17 protein-coding genes are annotated in these 15,385 nt (G+C 65.5%); 7 read left to right on the top strand and 10 right to left on the bottom strand.

Annotated elements, in window-relative coordinates:
- The first annotated feature begins 148 nt into the window (after positions 1 to 148).
- The 3 genes from ccmI to B6V74_RS08145 are packed head-to-tail and all read left to right on the top strand — an operon-like array spanning position 149 to position 2,432.
- Positions 149 to 1,720, top strand: a complete 1,572-nt coding sequence (ccmI, locus tag B6V74_RS08155) for a c-type cytochrome biogenesis protein CcmI (RefSeq protein WP_088722488.1) — start codon at positions 149 to 151, stop codon at positions 1,718 to 1,720.
- On the top strand, positions 1,717 to 2,190 hold the full coding sequence (gene ruvX, locus B6V74_RS08150; protein ID WP_088720082.1) for a Holliday junction resolvase RuvX: 474 nt from the start codon (positions 1,717 to 1,719) through the stop codon (positions 2,188 to 2,190). The genes ccmI and ruvX overlap by 4 nt, the downstream gene beginning before the upstream one ends.
- Positions 2,187 to 2,432: a DUF1289 domain-containing protein gene (locus tag B6V74_RS08145; RefSeq protein ID WP_078548071.1), complete on the top strand. Its 246-nt coding sequence runs from the start codon at positions 2,187 to 2,189 to the stop codon at positions 2,430 to 2,432. The genes ruvX and B6V74_RS08145 overlap by 4 nt, the downstream gene beginning before the upstream one ends.
- A 4-nt stretch (positions 2,433 to 2,436) precedes the next feature.
- Here the strand turns inward: B6V74_RS08145 and B6V74_RS08140 are convergent, their stop codons facing one another.
- Together B6V74_RS08140 and B6V74_RS08135 are read right to left on the bottom strand one after the other, a co-directional pair.
- The gene (locus tag B6V74_RS08140; RefSeq protein ID WP_088722487.1) at positions 2,437 to 3,537 is read right to left on the bottom strand and encodes an ABC transporter ATP-binding protein; all 1,101 of its coding nucleotides are present in this window, start codon (positions 3,535 to 3,537) and stop codon (positions 2,437 to 2,439) included.
- A 99-nt stretch (positions 3,538 to 3,636) separates the two neighbouring features.
- Positions 3,637 to 4,416, bottom strand: coding sequence for an SDR family oxidoreductase (locus B6V74_RS08135; RefSeq protein WP_075776968.1), 780 nt, complete (start codon positions 4,414 to 4,416; stop codon positions 3,637 to 3,639).
- A gap of 211 nt (positions 4,417 to 4,627) precedes the next feature.
- Here B6V74_RS08135 and B6V74_RS08130 point away from each other — a divergent pair, with 211 nt between their 5' ends.
- A complete protein-coding gene (locus B6V74_RS08130) occupies positions 4,628 to 5,611 on the top strand; it encodes a Hint domain-containing protein (RefSeq protein WP_088722486.1) in 984 nt (327 codons plus the stop codon).
- Positions 5,612 to 5,743: 132 nt separating this feature from the next.
- Here the strand turns inward: B6V74_RS08130 and B6V74_RS08125 are convergent, their stop codons facing one another.
- Together B6V74_RS08125 and B6V74_RS08120 are read right to left on the bottom strand one after the other, a co-directional pair.
- Positions 5,744 to 6,562: an inositol monophosphatase family protein gene (locus tag B6V74_RS08125; protein ID WP_088720078.1), complete on the bottom strand. Its 819-nt coding sequence runs from the start codon at positions 6,560 to 6,562 to the stop codon at positions 5,744 to 5,746.
- Positions 6,563 to 6,708: 146 nt separating this feature from the next.
- A complete protein-coding gene (locus tag B6V74_RS08120) occupies positions 6,709 to 7,071 on the bottom strand; it encodes a helix-turn-helix transcriptional regulator (protein WP_075776971.1) in 363 nt (120 codons plus the stop codon).
- A 396-nt stretch (positions 7,072 to 7,467) separates the two neighbouring features.
- Between B6V74_RS08120 and B6V74_RS08115 the strand changes: the two genes are divergently transcribed.
- A complete protein-coding gene (locus B6V74_RS08115; protein WP_088722485.1) occupies positions 7,468 to 8,436 on the top strand; it encodes an NADPH:quinone oxidoreductase family protein in 969 nt (322 codons plus the stop codon).
- Here B6V74_RS08115 and B6V74_RS08110 read toward each other — a convergent pair.
- Positions 8,427 to 9,275: a LysR family transcriptional regulator gene (locus B6V74_RS08110; RefSeq protein WP_168174484.1), complete on the bottom strand. Its 849-nt coding sequence runs from the start codon at positions 9,273 to 9,275 to the stop codon at positions 8,427 to 8,429. The genes B6V74_RS08115 and B6V74_RS08110 overlap by 10 nt on opposite strands.
- Positions 9,276 to 9,389: 114 nt before the next feature.
- On the opposite strand from B6V74_RS08110, the gene B6V74_RS08105 reads away from it, so the two are divergent.
- Together B6V74_RS08105 and B6V74_RS08100 are read left to right on the top strand one after the other, a co-directional pair.
- Positions 9,390 to 9,620, top strand: coding sequence for a DUF1127 domain-containing protein (locus B6V74_RS08105; RefSeq protein WP_088722483.1), 231 nt, complete (start codon positions 9,390 to 9,392; stop codon positions 9,618 to 9,620).
- 134 nt (positions 9,621 to 9,754) lie between these two features.
- Positions 9,755 to 10,474, top strand: a complete 720-nt coding sequence (locus B6V74_RS08100) for a Bax inhibitor-1/YccA family protein (RefSeq protein ID WP_075776975.1) — start codon at positions 9,755 to 9,757, stop codon at positions 10,472 to 10,474.
- A gap of 56 nt (positions 10,475 to 10,530) precedes the next feature.
- Here the strand turns inward: B6V74_RS08100 and B6V74_RS08095 are convergent, their stop codons facing one another.
- The 5 genes from B6V74_RS08095 to pstC all read right to left on the bottom strand — a co-directional run bounded on the left by B6V74_RS08095 (position 10,531) and on the right by pstC (position 15,377).
- Positions 10,531 to 11,505 (bottom strand): glyceraldehyde 3-phosphate dehydrogenase NAD-binding domain-containing protein, encoded by a 975-nt coding sequence (locus B6V74_RS08095; protein WP_088722482.1) that lies wholly within the window; start codon positions 11,503 to 11,505, stop codon positions 10,531 to 10,533.
- Between the two features lie 84 nt (positions 11,506 to 11,589).
- Positions 11,590 to 12,687: a transglutaminase domain-containing protein gene (locus tag B6V74_RS08090; RefSeq protein ID WP_088722481.1), complete on the bottom strand. Its 1,098-nt coding sequence runs from the start codon at positions 12,685 to 12,687 to the stop codon at positions 11,590 to 11,592.
- A 69-nt stretch (positions 12,688 to 12,756) separates the two neighbouring features.
- Entirely contained in the window at positions 12,757 to 13,536 is a 780-nt protein-coding gene (gene pstB, locus B6V74_RS08085; RefSeq protein WP_075776999.1) for a phosphate ABC transporter ATP-binding protein PstB, read from the bottom strand.
- Positions 13,537 to 13,565: 29 nt separating this feature from the next.
- Positions 13,566 to 14,405, bottom strand: a complete 840-nt coding sequence (gene pstA / locus B6V74_RS08080) for a phosphate ABC transporter permease PstA (RefSeq protein ID WP_075776978.1) — start codon at positions 14,403 to 14,405, stop codon at positions 13,566 to 13,568.
- Between the two features lie 3 nt (positions 14,406 to 14,408).
- Positions 14,409 to 15,377: a phosphate ABC transporter permease subunit PstC gene (gene pstC, locus B6V74_RS08075; protein WP_088722480.1), complete on the bottom strand. Its 969-nt coding sequence runs from the start codon at positions 15,375 to 15,377 to the stop codon at positions 14,409 to 14,411.
- Between the last annotated feature and the right edge of the window lie 8 nt (positions 15,378 to 15,385).

Raw genomic sequence — 15,385 nt, 5'->3', positions numbered from 1 at the left:
ACCGGGGCGGCGGGCGAAAGCCCCCCTGTTGCGGCATCGCAGGGAAAAAAGCGACATGGGCCTGCGACATCGGGTTCCATTCACGCGCTAGACCCTTTCGGCGCGGCGTCATCTCGCCTAAATGGGAGGCGAAGGATGAGGAGACGCCATGCTGTTCTGGATTATCGCCGCCGCGCTCGTTGCGGTCATTGCGCTTCTGTTTGCGCTTGCCCTGTTGCGCGGACGTGGGGAAGACGAGATGGCACCGGCGGCCTCGTATGACGTGCAGGTCTATCGCGACCAGCTGCGCGATCTGGAACGCGACGTCGAGCGTGGAGTCACATCACGCGAGGAAGCCGACCGGGCAAAGCTGGAAATTTCGCGCCGGATGCTCGAGGCGGACCGCAAGGCGCAGGCAGGCTCCGATCTGGGCCGGGCACCGAAAGGGCCGACCATCGCGCTGGTGATCGGTGGCGTCGTGATCTTCGGCGCGGCGTTCTGGCTCTATACCCGGATGGGCGCGGAGGGCTATCAGGACCAGCCGATCGCGCAGCGTTTCGCGGATGCCGATAAGCTCTATGACAGCCGCCCCTCGCAGGCCGACGCCGAGAAGATGCAGAAAGCCCGTGCGACCCCCCCGGCCAATCCGGACCCGAAATTCCTCGAACTGATGAAGAAGCTGCGCGAAGCGGTGGCGAAGAAGCCAGACGATCCGAAGGGCCTCGAACTGCTTGCACGCAACGAGGCGGCGCTGGGCAATTTCGACGCCGCATGGAAAGCGCAGCAGCGGCTCGTCGCGACAAAGGGCGATGCCGCCACCGCTCAGGATTACGCCGAGCTGGGTGAGATGATGGCCGTGGCCGCTGGCGGGCTGATCACGCCCGAGGCGGAGAAAGTATTCGCGACCGCGCTGAAGATGGACCAGAATAACGGGCTCGCGCTCTATTACGTTGGCCTGATGATGGCGCAGAACGGGCGTGGCGACCGGGCGTTCCGCCTCTGGGACAACCTGCTGCGCAACTCGGAAAGCAGCGATCCGTGGGTGCCGCTGGTGCAGCAGAACATCGAGGAACTGGCATGGCTCGCGGGCGAGAAGGATTACACCCCGCCGAGACCGCGCGGCGCACCCGGCCCGTCGCAGGCAGATGTCGCGGCGGCGGCGGACATGTCGCCCGAGGCGCGTCAGCAGATGATCCGCTCGATGGTGGAGCGCCTGAACGACCGGCTGGCGCAGGAAGGCGGCAGCGCAGATGACTGGGCACGCCTGATTTCGTCGCTGCGCATGATCGGTGAGGTCGACCGCGCAGATGCGGTCTATGGCGAAGCGAAGGGCAAATTCGGCTCGCGCCCGGGCGACATGGCGAAGATCGACGCGGCCCATCAGGCCCCGGCCGGTCAGGCGCTGCAGGACATGGGTGGCGCTCCGGCGGGGCAAAGCGCCCCGCAGGCGGCCCCCGCCCTGCCCGGTCCGAGCGCGCAGCAGATGAAGGACGCGGCCTCGATGACGCCCGAGGAGCGCCAGCAGATGATCCAGGGCATGGTCGATGGTCTCTTTGACCGCCTGACCACCGAGGGTGGCACGCCGCAGGAATGGGCGCGGGTGATCTCGTCCCTCGCCACGTTGGGCCAAACCGACCGCGCCAAGGAAGCCTGGGGCGAGGCGCAGAAGGCGTTGGCCGACAAACCGGATGCGCTGGCTCAGGTCGAGGCGGCGGCGAAATCGGCAGGTGTGGCGCAATGATCTGCGAGACGATCGAGGAATTCGCCGATGCGATCCCGCGCATGGGCGGCGTCGCAGGGCTCGATCTGGGCACCAAGACCATCGGCGTCGCGGTGTCCGACGGGCTGCGCTCGGTCGCGACGCCGCTATCGACGATCAAGCGCAGGAAGTTCGGCCTAGATGCCGAGGCGCTTCTCAAGATCGTGGCGGAGCGTGATTTGAAGGGGCTGATCCTCGGCCTGCCGAAGAACATGGACGGGACCGAAGGAGCGCGCTGCCAATCGACCCGCGCCTTCGCTCGCAATCTCAGCCGCCTCACCGATCTGCCGATCAGCTATTGGGACGAGCGGCTGAGCACGGTCGCCGCCGAACGCGCGATGCTGGAGGCCGATATGTCGCGCGCCAAACGCGCAGAGGCGATCGACCACGTCGCGGCAAGCTTCATTCTGCAAGGCGCGCTGGATCGGCTGCGCTATCTGGGGGCGGCATGAACGATCCGCAAAACACCGACGACATCTGGAAACGCGCCGAGATCGAGAGCCCCTGCGTCAAGCTCTGCCAGATTCACCCCGAGGCGCGGATCTGCATCGGCTGCTACCGCACGATGGAAGAAATCGGCGCGTGGTCGCGGATGACGCCCGAGGCGCGCCGCGAGGTGATGGCGGAACTGCCCGAGCGAGCGCCGCAACTGCGCAAGCGCCGGGGCGGACGTGCGGGGCGACAGGACCGCTGAGCGGTTAAGCGTCGCCCCCTTTCGCCGGGAAGACAAAGCAGCGATCGCGCCGGATCATCAGCCACATCGGCGTGCCGGGCTTCGGCAGGAATACGTTCGGGACGCTGGCGCGCAGTATCGTGCCGTCGAAATCCATCCGGAACTCGACGAGGCTCTCGCGGCCCAAGAAGCGTGCGCGTTCGACGACGCCCCGCGCGGGCGTGCCGTCCTGCGGCGTCGGGGACGGGCCGCGCCCTGCCCGGTCAAAATCGATCTTCAGATGCTGCGGGCGGATCACGATGTCGATTTCGGTCCCGTCTGCATGGCCCGGCGTCAGGAAATCGCCGAAGGGCGTCACGGTCAGCGCGTCCTGCACCTGCCCCTTGAGCACGTTCACATCCGAGAAGAACGCCGCCGCCGCCCGGTCCACAGGCGCGTTATAGAGGTTATAGGGTGCGCCGCGCTGCACGATCTTCCCGCCGCGCATCAGCAGGATCTCATCGGCCATCCGCATCGCCTCATGCGGCTCATGCGTGACCAGCAGAACGGCTGTGTTTTCCTCTTTCAGAAGCGCCAGAGTCTCGTCGCGGATATCGTCGCGCAGGCGTTCGTCCAGTCCCGAGAAAGGCTCGTCCATCAAGAGGATACGCGGTCGGGGTGCAAGCGCACGTGCTAGCGCCACGCGCTGCTGCTCGCCGCCCGAAAGCCCGTGCGGATAGCTGTCGCGATGGCGCAGCAGGCGGACCTTCTCGAGCAATTCCGTCACGCGGGCGCGCTTTGCCGCCGCATCGCCCTTGAGGCCGAAGGCGATATTCTCGGCAACCGTCAGATGCGGAAACAGCGCAAAGTCCTGAAACATCAGCCCGATCGCGCGTTGCTCGGGCGGGACGTGAACGGAGCCGTCGCTGATCGCGGCTCCGTCGACGTAGATCTCGCCCGCATCCTGCGTATCGACTCCCGCGATCAGCCGGAGCGTCGTCGATTTGCCGCAGCCCGAGGGGCCCAGCAGACAGGTCACCTGCCCCGCTGGGATCGCAAAGGACACGTCGTCGACCACGGCCAACCCGTCGAACACGCGGCCAAGCGCGCGAACTTCGAGGCGCGGAGGGGGTAATTGTGCGCTCATGCAGCGAAATCTCGACCGAAAGTGTCAGGCAATGCACGGCGGGAGATAACAGCCCCCCGCCCCCCAAGCAAGCCCGGTAGGTCGTCCGGCAGACCCGGCTCAGATCGAGATGTTGTTCAGCCCGCCGTCGAGCATCACGTTCTGCCCGACCATGAACCCGGCGTGAACCGAACACATGAAGGCACAGGTCGCACCGAACTCCTCGGGCGTGCCGTAGCGACGCACCGGGATCGATGCCTCGCGCTGCGCTTTGGCTTCCTCGACCGAGATGCCCTTCGCCTTCGCCGCCGCCGTATCGAGCGACACCGCGCGGTCGGTCGCATGCAGGCCCGGCAACAGGTTGTTAATGTTCACGCCATATTCCGCGACCTGCCGCGAAGTGCCGGCGACGAAGCCGGTCAGGCCGGAACGTGCAGAGTTCGACAGGCCGAGCTGCGCGATCGGCGCGCGCACGGATTGCGAGGTGATATTGACCACCCGCCCCCAGCGCTGCTCGATCATGGCCGGCAGCACCGCCTGCATCATCGCGATCGGGGCCAGCATGTTCGCATCGAGCGCCGCGATGAAATCGTCGCGCGACCAGTCGCGCCAGTTGCCCGGAGGCGGCCCGCCCGCATTGGTCACCAGAATGTCGACCTCGCCCGCTTCGCCTAGCACCGCCGCGCGTCCCTCGGGCGTGGTGATGTCGGCGGCCACGGGCGTCACGGTGACCCCGGTGGCGGCCATGATCTCGTTCGCCGTCGCGGCCAGCGTATCGGCGCCGCGCGCATTCAGCACGATGTCGACACCTGCCTGCGCGAGCGCCATCGCGCAGCCCCGTCCTAGCCCTTTCGAGCCCGCACATACGATCGCCTTGCGGCCCCTGATACCAAGATCCATCGCGCCCTCTCCTTTGCTTTCATTCTCCGGCGTGATCCGGCGAGCCCATCGCGCGAAACATCGCGCGCGGCCCTGCCAGCTACGCCTCGCACAGTAGCTTGCCCGAATGGGAGGACAAGCGCGCTGTGGCCGCTTGACCATCACGAGCGGCCCGCGGTAAGCCGATGCGATCCAGCAGTTTCAGACGGCCCGACAGGGCGAGGGAGAGCGCGTGTCAAACCCGAGCCAGATCGTTCACGTCTTCGAGGCAGAGGATATCTGGGTCACCTCCGGGGCCAATCAGGGCGACGCGCTCGGCCTTGCCGAAGATTGCGAACCCGGCGACATTTATCAGCTCCATCGCGCCGCCAAACCGCGCCGCCTCGTGCTGGCCCAGCAAGGCGCCGCGCCGACCGTTGCTGAAGGCTCCGAGATCGGCGCGCCGGGGGATGCGCTCGAGCTGATCGCGCGGCACCTGCTGATCACGCCCGAGGGCGACACGGTCGACATCCTGATGATCTGCCACGAGGCCACGGGCGCGCATTACGCGTTGCCGCTCTCACCGATGGCAGCGCGCTTCGACTACACGTTGCTGGAGGCGCGCGACGATCCCGGCGAGGTGCGGCTGTCGGACCTCGTCTGCGTGGCCTTCACCACCGGCACGATGATCACGCTGGCCGGCGGCGCGCAGATGCCGATCGAGCAACTCACCCCCGGCGCGCGGGTGCTGACCCGCGACAATGGCCCGCAGCCGGTGAAGCTGGCGGCGAAGGCGACGATGCGCGCGCTGGGGTCTTTCGCGCCGGTCGTGATTTCGGCGGGCGTACTGGGCAATGAAGGCGACCTGGTGATCTCGCCCCATCACCGCGTGTTCCTCTATCGCCGCGGCGCGCAGAAGTTGGGCGACACGTCGGAAATCCTCGTGCAGGCGAAGCATCTCGTCGATGGCGAGAATGTCTGGCAGCGCGAGGGCGGGTTCGTCGATTACTTCGCGCTGGTCTTCGACCGGCATGAGATCATCTATGCCGAAGGCGTTCCGGTCGAGAGCCTGATGGTGTCCGAGGCGACGCTGTCACTTCTACCCGAAGAATTGGGCCGCGAGATATCCGAGCGCTTGCCCGACCTCGCCCACCGCCAGCATTTCGGCACCGAGGCGACGCGCGATCTTCTCGATCGGATCGGGCGCGAGAAACTGTTCCGCAAGCGCAAGGATTGAAGCACGAGGGGGCGCGGCCCCCGCTCTTTTCTGCCCTCCGCTTGCGCTTCGGGCGTTCCGCGGGGCGTCCTTGCACTGAAAGGCCGCTGATCTCGCCTCATCCGGCGGGATCTTTTCAAAAAGAGTAAGAGATTAGCCGTTCAGCGCTTCGAGCGCGGCGGCATGAATCTCCGGCGAGGCGGCGGCGAGCACCTGCCCGCCGCGATGGGCCGGACCACCCTGCCAATTGGTGACAAGGCCTCCCGCCGCTTCGATCACCGCGATCGGAGCCGCCACGTCATAGGGCTGCAGGCCGGCCTCGACCACCAGATCGATCTGGCCGGCGGCAAGCAGCGCATAGGCGTAGCAATCCATGCCGTAACGCGTCAGCCGCACCTGCTTCGACAGCCGAGCGAAGGCCGCGCCCTCTTCCGCCGTGCCGACTTCGGGGAAGGTGGTGAAAAGCGTCGCGCTGTCGAGCCCGCGCCCGGTCCGCACGCCAAGCTGGCGCGCGCCATGCGGACCGTCGAGCGTCGCGCGTCCGAAGCCGCCGGTAAAACGTTCGCCGATATAAGGTTGGTCGATCACGCCCATGAGCGGCGCGCCGGGGCCGTCCGGTTCCTCGGCGCACAAGGCGATTAGCACGCCCCAGGTCGGCGTTCCCGACAGGTAGCCGCGGGTGCCGTCGATCGGGTCGAGTACCCAGGTCAGTCCGCTTTGCCCGCGGGTGACGCCATGCTCTTCGCCGTAGATGCCGTCTTGCGGACGACGCTCCATGATCAGGGCACGCATCGCGGCCTCGGCGGCACGGTCGGCCTCGGTCACCGGATCGAACCCACCTTCGAGCTTGTTATCCGCGCCGATCCCGCCCACGGGACGGAACTGCGCCAAGGTCTCCCGCCGCGCGCAATCGGCAAGCTCAGCGGCCAAGGCCGAAAGCTCCGCGCGGGTATCGGTGTCGAGATCAAGCATCAGTGTCCTCCCCGGGCCGCGCCGTCACCGCAACCGACCCCCAGAAATGAGATAAGGGGAGCGGTAACCGCCCCCCTTCTCCGGGTCAAGCTGCCGACCGCCCCACATTCGGTCGCCAGTTGCGCCTAAAGGCGTCCGCGTGGCGCTCAGGCCGCGTCGGAGAGCACCTTGGCGAGTTCGAACAGCCGGCGGCGCTGCGCCTCCGGGATCGAGTAATAGGAGCGCACGAGCGCGAGCGCCTCCTTGTCGGACAGAATATCTCCCGCCACTTCCGGTTGCATCCCGCTATCTTCCGCGAGCCCTTCGAAGAAGAAGGAGATCGGAACTTCGAGCGCATCCGCGATATCCCAGAGTCGAGATGCCGAAACCCGGTTCATCCCGGTTTCGTATTTCTGGATCTGCTGAAATTTGATCCCAACTTTGTCCGCGAGCTGTTGTTGGGTCATCCCAATCATCCAGCGGCGATGCCGGATCCGCTTGCCTACATGGACATCAACCGGATGCTTCATACTCTTTCCCCTTCAAGCCAATTTCACCCACAAACTACCGTGCGCTGAGTGTGGCCCGCGCGGGTAAAATCGCAAACCTGTCTAAAAAGACAGGGAAATTGCGGCTTTCCGCAGCACACCTAACCTAAAGGATAGGTGCCCCCCTATTCGCCTTCCGCGTGTTTTGCGATTTGCAACTCGAAGAGTTGGGTTCCGCTACGGAAACCTATGGTGCCAACCGCCCTCTCACGGAGGATTGATTCGCCGGTCAATGCCCGGCGGCGACCCTGCCGCGACGTCCCGCTCCGGGCTCTGGCAGGCGGGCTGGCCCTGATCGGCTGCGCGGTCTATCACGGGCGACGTAGGGTCCGCTTTGCTGGCCAACCAACCCCGCGACACAACTTGCCGGAGCATTCGATGCGCGCCTATGTTCAAGCCGCCCCCGGGCAAAACCCCGAGCTGACCGAAATCCCCCTTCCCGCCCCGGCAGCGGGCGAGGTGCAGGTGGCCATCCGAGCCTGCGGTCTGAACTTTGCCGACCTGCTGATGATCGAGGGGAAATATCAGGACACCCCCACCCCGCCCTTCACCCTCGGCATGGAGCTCGCGGGAGAGGTCATCGCAGCAGGCGAGGGCTGCACCCTCGCCACGGGCACCCGCGTCGCCGTCTTCTCAGGTCAAGGCGGGCTGGCCGAGGCGGGCAATTTCCCCGAAAGCCGCTGCACGCCGATGCCGGACGCGATGAGCTACGCGCAGGCGGCGGCCTTCCAGATCGCCTATGGCACCAGCCATGTGGCCTTGGAGACGCGTGCAGGCCTCGCCGAGGGCGAGACGCTGGTGGTTCTGGGCGCGGCCGGTGGAGTCGGCCTCACGGCGGTCGAGATCGGCAAGAAGATGGGCGCGCGGGTGATTGCCTGTGCGCGCGGCGAGGCGAAGCAGCAGATCGCGCGCGCCGCCGGGGCCGATGAGACGCTCGATAGCGAGAGCGACGATCTGAAAAGCGCGATCAAGGCCCTTGGCGGTTGCGACGTGGTTTACGACGCAATCGGCGGCCCCGCAGGCGAAGCCGCCTTCCGCGCCCTGAAACCCGGCGGGCGCTATCTGATGATCGGGTTCGCCAGCGGCAGCCAGCCGAAGTTGCCCCTCAACCACGCGTTGGTGAAGAATATCGCGATCCACGGGCTTTACTGGGGTGGCTATCTCAAGCTCGATCCGCAGGTTCTGACCGGGTCGATGGCGCGGCTCTTCGACTGGTTCGCGCAGGGCGGCCTCAGCCCCCATATCGGCGCGACCTATCCGATGGAGCAGATCCCGGACGCGCTGGAAGATCTGCGCGCGCGCCGCTCCACCGGCAAGCTGGTCATCGAGATCGACGCTCAGGCATAGGCCTCCCGGATCAGCGCACGCAGCCCCTCGACCGGATCGCCGGTCAGCCGGCCCGTGTCGTAGAAGCAGATCCGCGAGCGGCCGAGCGGCGGCAGACCGCTTTCCGGTCCTAGCGCCACGCAGCCCGGCGGGATGTCACGCGACAGCCGCACCGCGACGCCCATATCAGCGGCCACCGCCGCGCTCGCCATCTCGTCTGATTGCCCGTCGAAAGCCGGTTTGGACTCGATCCCGACCGCCTCGAGCGCCGCCAAGGCCGCGCCGTAGAACGCGCATCCTTCCTCGATCGACAGCATCAGAGGGCGCGCGCAAAAGGCGCGCCCGAGCTGCGCGCCGATCCAGACCAGTTGATCGGCAGAGAGCACCTCGGCCTCCGGACCCGGCGTCTCCTCCGTTGTCAGGATCATGTCCAGCTCGCCCGCATCCAGCATTCGCCGCAGGGTCTGCGAGCGGCGCGAGGCGAGTTGCAGCCGGACCATCGGCCATTGCTCTGAGAGCGCGCGCAACAGATGCGGCATCTGCGGGCTGACCAGATCATGCGGCAGACCGAACCGCACGGTCACCTCGGCATCCGCCGCGCGCAGCCGCGCCAGAGCCGCGTCATTCTCGGCGCAGATCCGGCGCGCATGGTCCAGAAGAGAGCGCCCCGCACGGGTCAGCGCCATTTTCCGGTTCGCCCGATCGAAGAGCACCTTGTCGAGCGCCTCCTCCAAGCGGCGGATCTGCATAGAGACCGCCGATTGGGTCAGGTTCAGAAGCCGCGCCGCCTGCGTCACCGAGCCGGTTTCCGAAACGGTCAGAAGCGCACGCAGCGCTGCGATATCGAGGTTTTGTGCCATGTCGGCCTCTTCATCACGTTTCGTGATACCGAATAGCACAATCATTCGTTTTCATCATTAAAAAACTTGCGTCATCCTTCCTGGCAGAAACGAGCACCCTCGGAGGATAAGACGATGACCTTCCTGACCCAGCGCAACGCCGCCTGCTGCGCCCCTGCCCGCCCCGCCCGGCGGAGCATCCTTGCCACGCTCGCCGCGATTGTCACCCATTACCGCTCGCGCCGGGCGTTGGCGCGGCTCGATGCAAGGCTTCTCGAGGATATCGGGCTGACGGAGTCCGAAGCCGCGTTCGAAGTCCGGCGCCGGATTTGGGACGCCCCCGACCACTGGCGCGCGGGTCGCTGAGGCACAACCTGTGAAAACCATGTGAAACGACGCATTTTCCGGCAGCCCCAAATCTTGAATTCCGGGGCTGCTCTGCCAATATCGGTCGGGAAACCGGTCCGAGGGACGACCGGACGACATAGTTGGAGGTGCTGATGGCTGATTTCGAAACGATGCGGACCCCTCGCGCGGGCACGCGTCAGGCTGCGATTGACGAGGGTCTTCGCGCACATATGAACAAGGTCTATGGGCTTATGTCGCTGGCGATGCTGGTGACCGGGGCCGTGGCGTTTGGTGTGGGTACGAACCCGGCGCTCGTTGCCGCGATCTTCGGTTCGGGCCTCAAATGGGTTGTGATGCTGGCCCCGCTGGCGATCGTCTTCGCCTTCGGCGCGATGATCAACAAGATGTCGACCAGCACGGCGCAGATCGTGTTCTTCGTCTATGCCGCGCTGATGGGCCTGTCGATCAGCTTCATCTTCGCCGCCTATACCGGCATCTCGATCGCGCAGACCTTCCTCGTGACGGCGATCTCCTTCGCGGGTCTCTCGCTTTACGGCTATACCACGAAGCGTAACCTGAGCGCGATGGGCTCGTTCCTGATGATGGGTCTGATCGGCCTGATCGTCGCCTCGATCGTGAACATCTTCCTCGCCTCCTCGGCGATGGCCTTCGCGATCTCGGTGATCGGCGTTCTGATCTTCGCGGGCCTCACGGCTTACGACACGCAGAACATCAAGAACACCTACCTGCAGCTCGCTGCCAGCGACTCGGAGTTCATGGGCAAGGCCGCCATCATCGGCGCGCTGCAGCTCTACCTGGACTTCCTGAACCTGTTCATGTTCCTGCTGCAATTCATGGGCAACCGCCAGTAATCGGCACGCCCACGAGACATTCGAAAGCCCCGCCCTTCCGGCGGGGCTTTTTCATGTCAGCCCATCCGTAGTGCCATATCCAGCATCCGGTTGGAGAAGCCCCACTCATTGTCATACCAGCCGAAGACCCGGATCAGCCCGTGCGCGGTCGCCCGCGTCTCGGGCAGCGCCATGACGACGCTCTCGGGGCGCGCGCGCAGATCGGTGGAGACGAGCGGCTTCCCGGTCGTGCCGATCACCCCGCCTGCGTCCCGCAGCATCGCGTTGACCTGTTCGACCGTGGCGGGATTTTTCACCGTCACCGCCAGATCGACCGCCGAGACGGAGGCCGTGGGCACCCGCACCGCCTGCGCGATCAGGCGACCGGCGAGATCGGGCAGCACCTCTTCCATCAGCTTGCCCGCAGAGGTCGTCGTCGGCACCATCGACAACGCCGCCGCGCGCGAGCGTTCCATCGGGCCGCGCGGCTTGTCGACCGTGGGCTGCGAGCCGGTATAGCAATGCACCGTCGTCATCGAGCCGGTGACGATCCCGAATTCCACATCGATCAGCCGCGCAAGCGGCGCCAGCGCATTCGTCGTGCAACTGGCGTTGGAGACGATCTTCTGCCCGTTCAGCGCCGAGTCATTGGCGCCCAGAACCACCGTAATCTCCGCCGCTTTGGCAGGTCCCGATATCAGCACGCGACTCGCTCCGCCCGCGATCCCCTGCCCTGCAATCTGCGGACAGTCGGCGCGGCCGGTGCATTCCATCACCAGATCGACATCCGACAGATCGAGCGTGGAGATATCATCCGCGCGGTGCAGCGCGATCCGGGTGCCGTTGATCACCAGCGCGCCCTCTTCCAGCGTGACACTCCCGCGCCACGGGCCGAAGACGCTGTCATATTCGAAGAGGTAAGCCAGCATCTCGGGCGCTTCGATATCGTTCACGCCCACGATCTCCAGCCCCGGCCAGCGCGCAGGCGCCTCCGCCCAGGCGCGCAGCACCGAGCGACCGATCCGTCCGAACCCGTTTATGAAAACACGCATCTGGCGCACCTCCTGCAACCGCCCTTAGCGCCGCGAGGCGCCAAGGGAAAGCGCGCGATTGTCACCGATACGGCAGAGACCGCCTCAAGCGGACAATTCGCGCGCGGTGATCTGGTAGGTGAAGTCCTTGGCGTCGAGATAGTCGCGGCGTTTGCCGTCGATCTCGGCCTGCGGATACATAAGATAGGGCAGCTCCGGCCCGTCCGAACCCGGCAGATCCACGTCATGCGCGTAGTTATAGGCGACCCAGTTACCTTCCCACGCGCCGAACAGCTTCGCACGCACATCGACCACTTTGGGGTCTTTGAGGCCCAGATGCCCCTCGCCTTCCTGCAGCATCACCTTGCGCACATCGGCGGCATCGGCAGGCACCCAGCCGAAGCCGCTCAGCCAAACCTCCGAGCGGCAATGCTGCGCGCCGGTGGCGTCGTCAGATTTCAGACCGAGGCTCTTGTAGCCGAAACGCGAGGGCGCGACGCGGATGCCATAGACATCGCGCGCAGGGAGCCCGGCGGCACGCGCCAGACCCACGAAGAGCGCGTTGAGGTCGGCGCATTTGCCCGACAGATCGCCCGAGGTCAGCATGAAGGCGATATCGCCCAAGCCGCAGCCCGGCGTCTTCGGGTTGCGCACGGTGTTCTCGACGATCCACTCGTAGATCGCGCGGGCTTTCTCCAGATCGCCGGTCTTTCCAAGGGTGATCGAGTCGGCGGTCTGCTTCACAATCCCGTCGGTCGGCAGCAGCTTGGTCGCGGCGGTGAAACGCGCACGCTCGACCTCGTCCAGCGGCTCGATATCGCCCGGCTTGCTCAGATCGACCACGAAGTCCTGCGTCTGGGCCTGTGCGGTCACGGTCAGCTTGCGCGGGCCCTCGGAAGCGCCCCAGACCGCGTGCACCATCGGAGTGCCGCTATCGGGCGCGTTCACGATCTGCACCTCGTCCGCATCGCTTTCCCAGTTCACCGCGCCGGGCTTCATCCAGCCGTCACCATGCACGGAGGGTACCGGCACCCAGAGCTGCGCCGTCTCGCCGCCGCCGGGCAGGCTGACTTTGGTGACCAGCTCGAAGTTGCGCCAGCCCGTGGGCTTGGGATCGAACGCCGCCATCGCGCCGCGCGGGCTTGCCGCCAGCGCCACCGAAGCCGCGCCGAGTTGCAGAAGACGCCGTCTGTTCAAAGCCATGTCACCACTCCGCTGAATTCTGGCCGCGTTCTACGCCCGCGTCCCTGCAAGAACAAGGCATCCGTGCGCTCAGCCGAAACGGCCAGTGATGTAATCCGACGTGCGCTCGACCCGCGGGCGGGTGAAAATCTGAGCGGTCTCGCCCTCTTCGATCAGCTCGCCCAGATACATGAAGGCGGTACGGTCGCTGACGCGGCTCGCCTGCTGCATGTTGTGGGTGACGATGGCGATGGTGAACTGCTCCTTGAGCTGGTGGATCGTCTCCTCCAGCTTGCCGGTCGAGATCGGGTCGAGCGCGGAAGCCGGTTCGTCGAGCAGGATCACCTCCGGTTCCACCGCGATGGTGCGCGCGACGCACAGGCGCTGCTGCTGACCACCCGAGAGCGACTGGCCCGAGCTTTGCAGCTTGTCCTTCACCTCGTCCCAGAGCGCCGCGCCTTTCAGCGCCGCCTGCACCCGGTCGTCGATCTCGGATTTCGCGTAATTCGCGAGGCGGAGACCGAAAGCGATATTCTCGTGGATCGTCATCGGGAAGGGCGTGGGTTTCTGGAACACCATGCCCACCTTCGCACGCAGCCGGTTCAGATCGACCTTCTTGCCGAGGATATTCTCGCCATCGAGCAGCACTTCCCCCGTCGCGGTCTGCTTCGGATAGAGGTCATACATCCGGTTGAGCACGCGCAGGAGCGTGGACTTGCCGCAACCCGACGGGCCGATGAAGGCGGTCACGCGGTTCTCGGGCAGGTCCAGATTGATCGATTTCAGGGCTTTGAAATCACCGTAGAAGAAATCGAGATTCTTGATCGAGATGCGCGGTTTCGGCGCGGGATCGACCCCGTCGAAGGTCATCGGCGAGCGTTCGCGGGTGAGGGTATCCATCAGTGTTTCTCCTTCTTGGAGGTAACGAGGCGGGCGACAATCGACAGCGCCAGCACCGCGACGGTGATGAGAAGCGCGCCTGCCCAGGCAAGGGCCTGCCAGTTATCGTAGGGCGAGAGCGCGAATTGAAAGATGGTGATCGGTAGCGAGGCCATCGGCTGCGTCAGATCGAGGCTGAAGAAATTGTTGCTGAGCGCCGTGAACAGAAGCGGCGCAGTCTCGCCCGAAATCCGGGCGATGGCCAGCAGCACGCCGGTCACGATCCCCGCCATCGCCGCCTTGTAAGCGACCGTGCGGATCACGATCCAGCGCGGCCAGCCCATCGCAAGCCCCGCTTCGCGCAGCTGATCGGGCACGAGGCGCAGCATGTCCTCTGTGGTGCGCACGACGATCGGGATCACGAGGATCGCCAGCGCGACCGAGCCCGCAAGCGCGGAGAAATGTCCAAGGCTGACGACGAGCACCTGATAGACGAAGAGGCCGACGATGATCGACGGCGCCGACAGCAGGATGTCGTTCACGAAACGGATCACTTTGGACAGCTTCGCATAGCGCCCGTATTCCGCCATGTAGGTCCCGGCGAGGATGCCAATCGGCGTCCCGATCGCCACCGCGATCACCGACATGATCACCGAGCCGAGGATCGCGTTGCGCAAGCCGCCCGGCTCCATCGGCGAGGGCGTGTCTTGCGTGAAGACGGCTAGGTTCAGCGCGCTCGCCCCCTTGTAGAGCAGGTAGAGCAGGATCACGGCCAGCACGAAGAGGCCGAGCGCCGCCGCCCCCGTGGACAGCGTCATCATCACCGCGTTGACGGTCTTTCTGCGGGTCATCGAAGCCATGCGTTACGCTCCCGACTTTTGCTTCATGCGCTTTAGCATCCACTGGGCAGCGGCGAGCACGATGAAGGTGAGGATGAACAGAACGAGGCCCAGCGCGATAAGCGACGAGGTGTAGATCGGCGTCGTGGCCTCGGTGAATTCGTTGGCGATGGCCGCCGAGATCGTCGTGCCCGGCGCGAGGATCGAGCCCGAGATGCGATGCGCGTTGCCGATCACGAAGGTCACGGCCATCGTCTCGCCCAGCGCGCGGCCGAGCGACAGCATGATACCGCCCACCAGCGCGGTGCGCACATGCGGGATCACGATGTGGCGGTTCACCTCCCAACGGGTCATGCCCATGCCATAGGCGCTTTCACGCAGCATCGGCGGCACCGTCTGGAAGATGTCGCGCGCGAGCGAGGCGATGAAGGGCAGGATCATCATCGCGAGGATCAGCCCCGCCGTCAGCATCCCGATCCCGTAGGGCGGGCCCGCGAAGAGGCCACCGATCACCGGGACATTGCCCAGCGTGTCGATCAGGAAGGGCTGGATATAGCTCTGCATGAAGGGCGCAAAGACGAAGAGGCCCCAGATGCCGTAAATGATCGAGGGGATGCCCGCGAGCAGCTCGATCGCGATCCCCAACGGGCGACGCAACATGCGCGGGCAGGTCTCCGTCAGGAAGATCGCGATGCCAAGGCCCACCGGCACCGCTATGACCATCGCGATGATCGAGGTGACGACCGTGCCGTAGAGCGGTGCCAGCGCGCCGAACTTTTCGGTCACCGGGTTCCATTTCTCGGTCCACAGGAACGGCAGCCCGTATTCCTTGAGTGCCGGCCACGCCCCCATGATGAGCGAGACGAACACACCCAGAAGGACCAGCAGCACCACCACCGCGGCGGCCAGCGTCAAGGTTCCGAAAATCCGGTCGGACTGGGCCACCGGGCGCGCGCTCTTCACGCCTCTGTCGTAATCGCTTGTCGCCGTCATCGCGCACT

Source organism: Thioclava sp. F42-5 (assembly GCF_002213195.1).
Lineage (GTDB): Bacteria > Pseudomonadota > Alphaproteobacteria > Rhodobacterales > Rhodobacteraceae > Thioclava > Thioclava nitratireducens.
The sequence above is the reverse complement of the archived record's forward strand: the minus strand, read 5'-3'. Positions and strand labels throughout refer to the sequence as shown.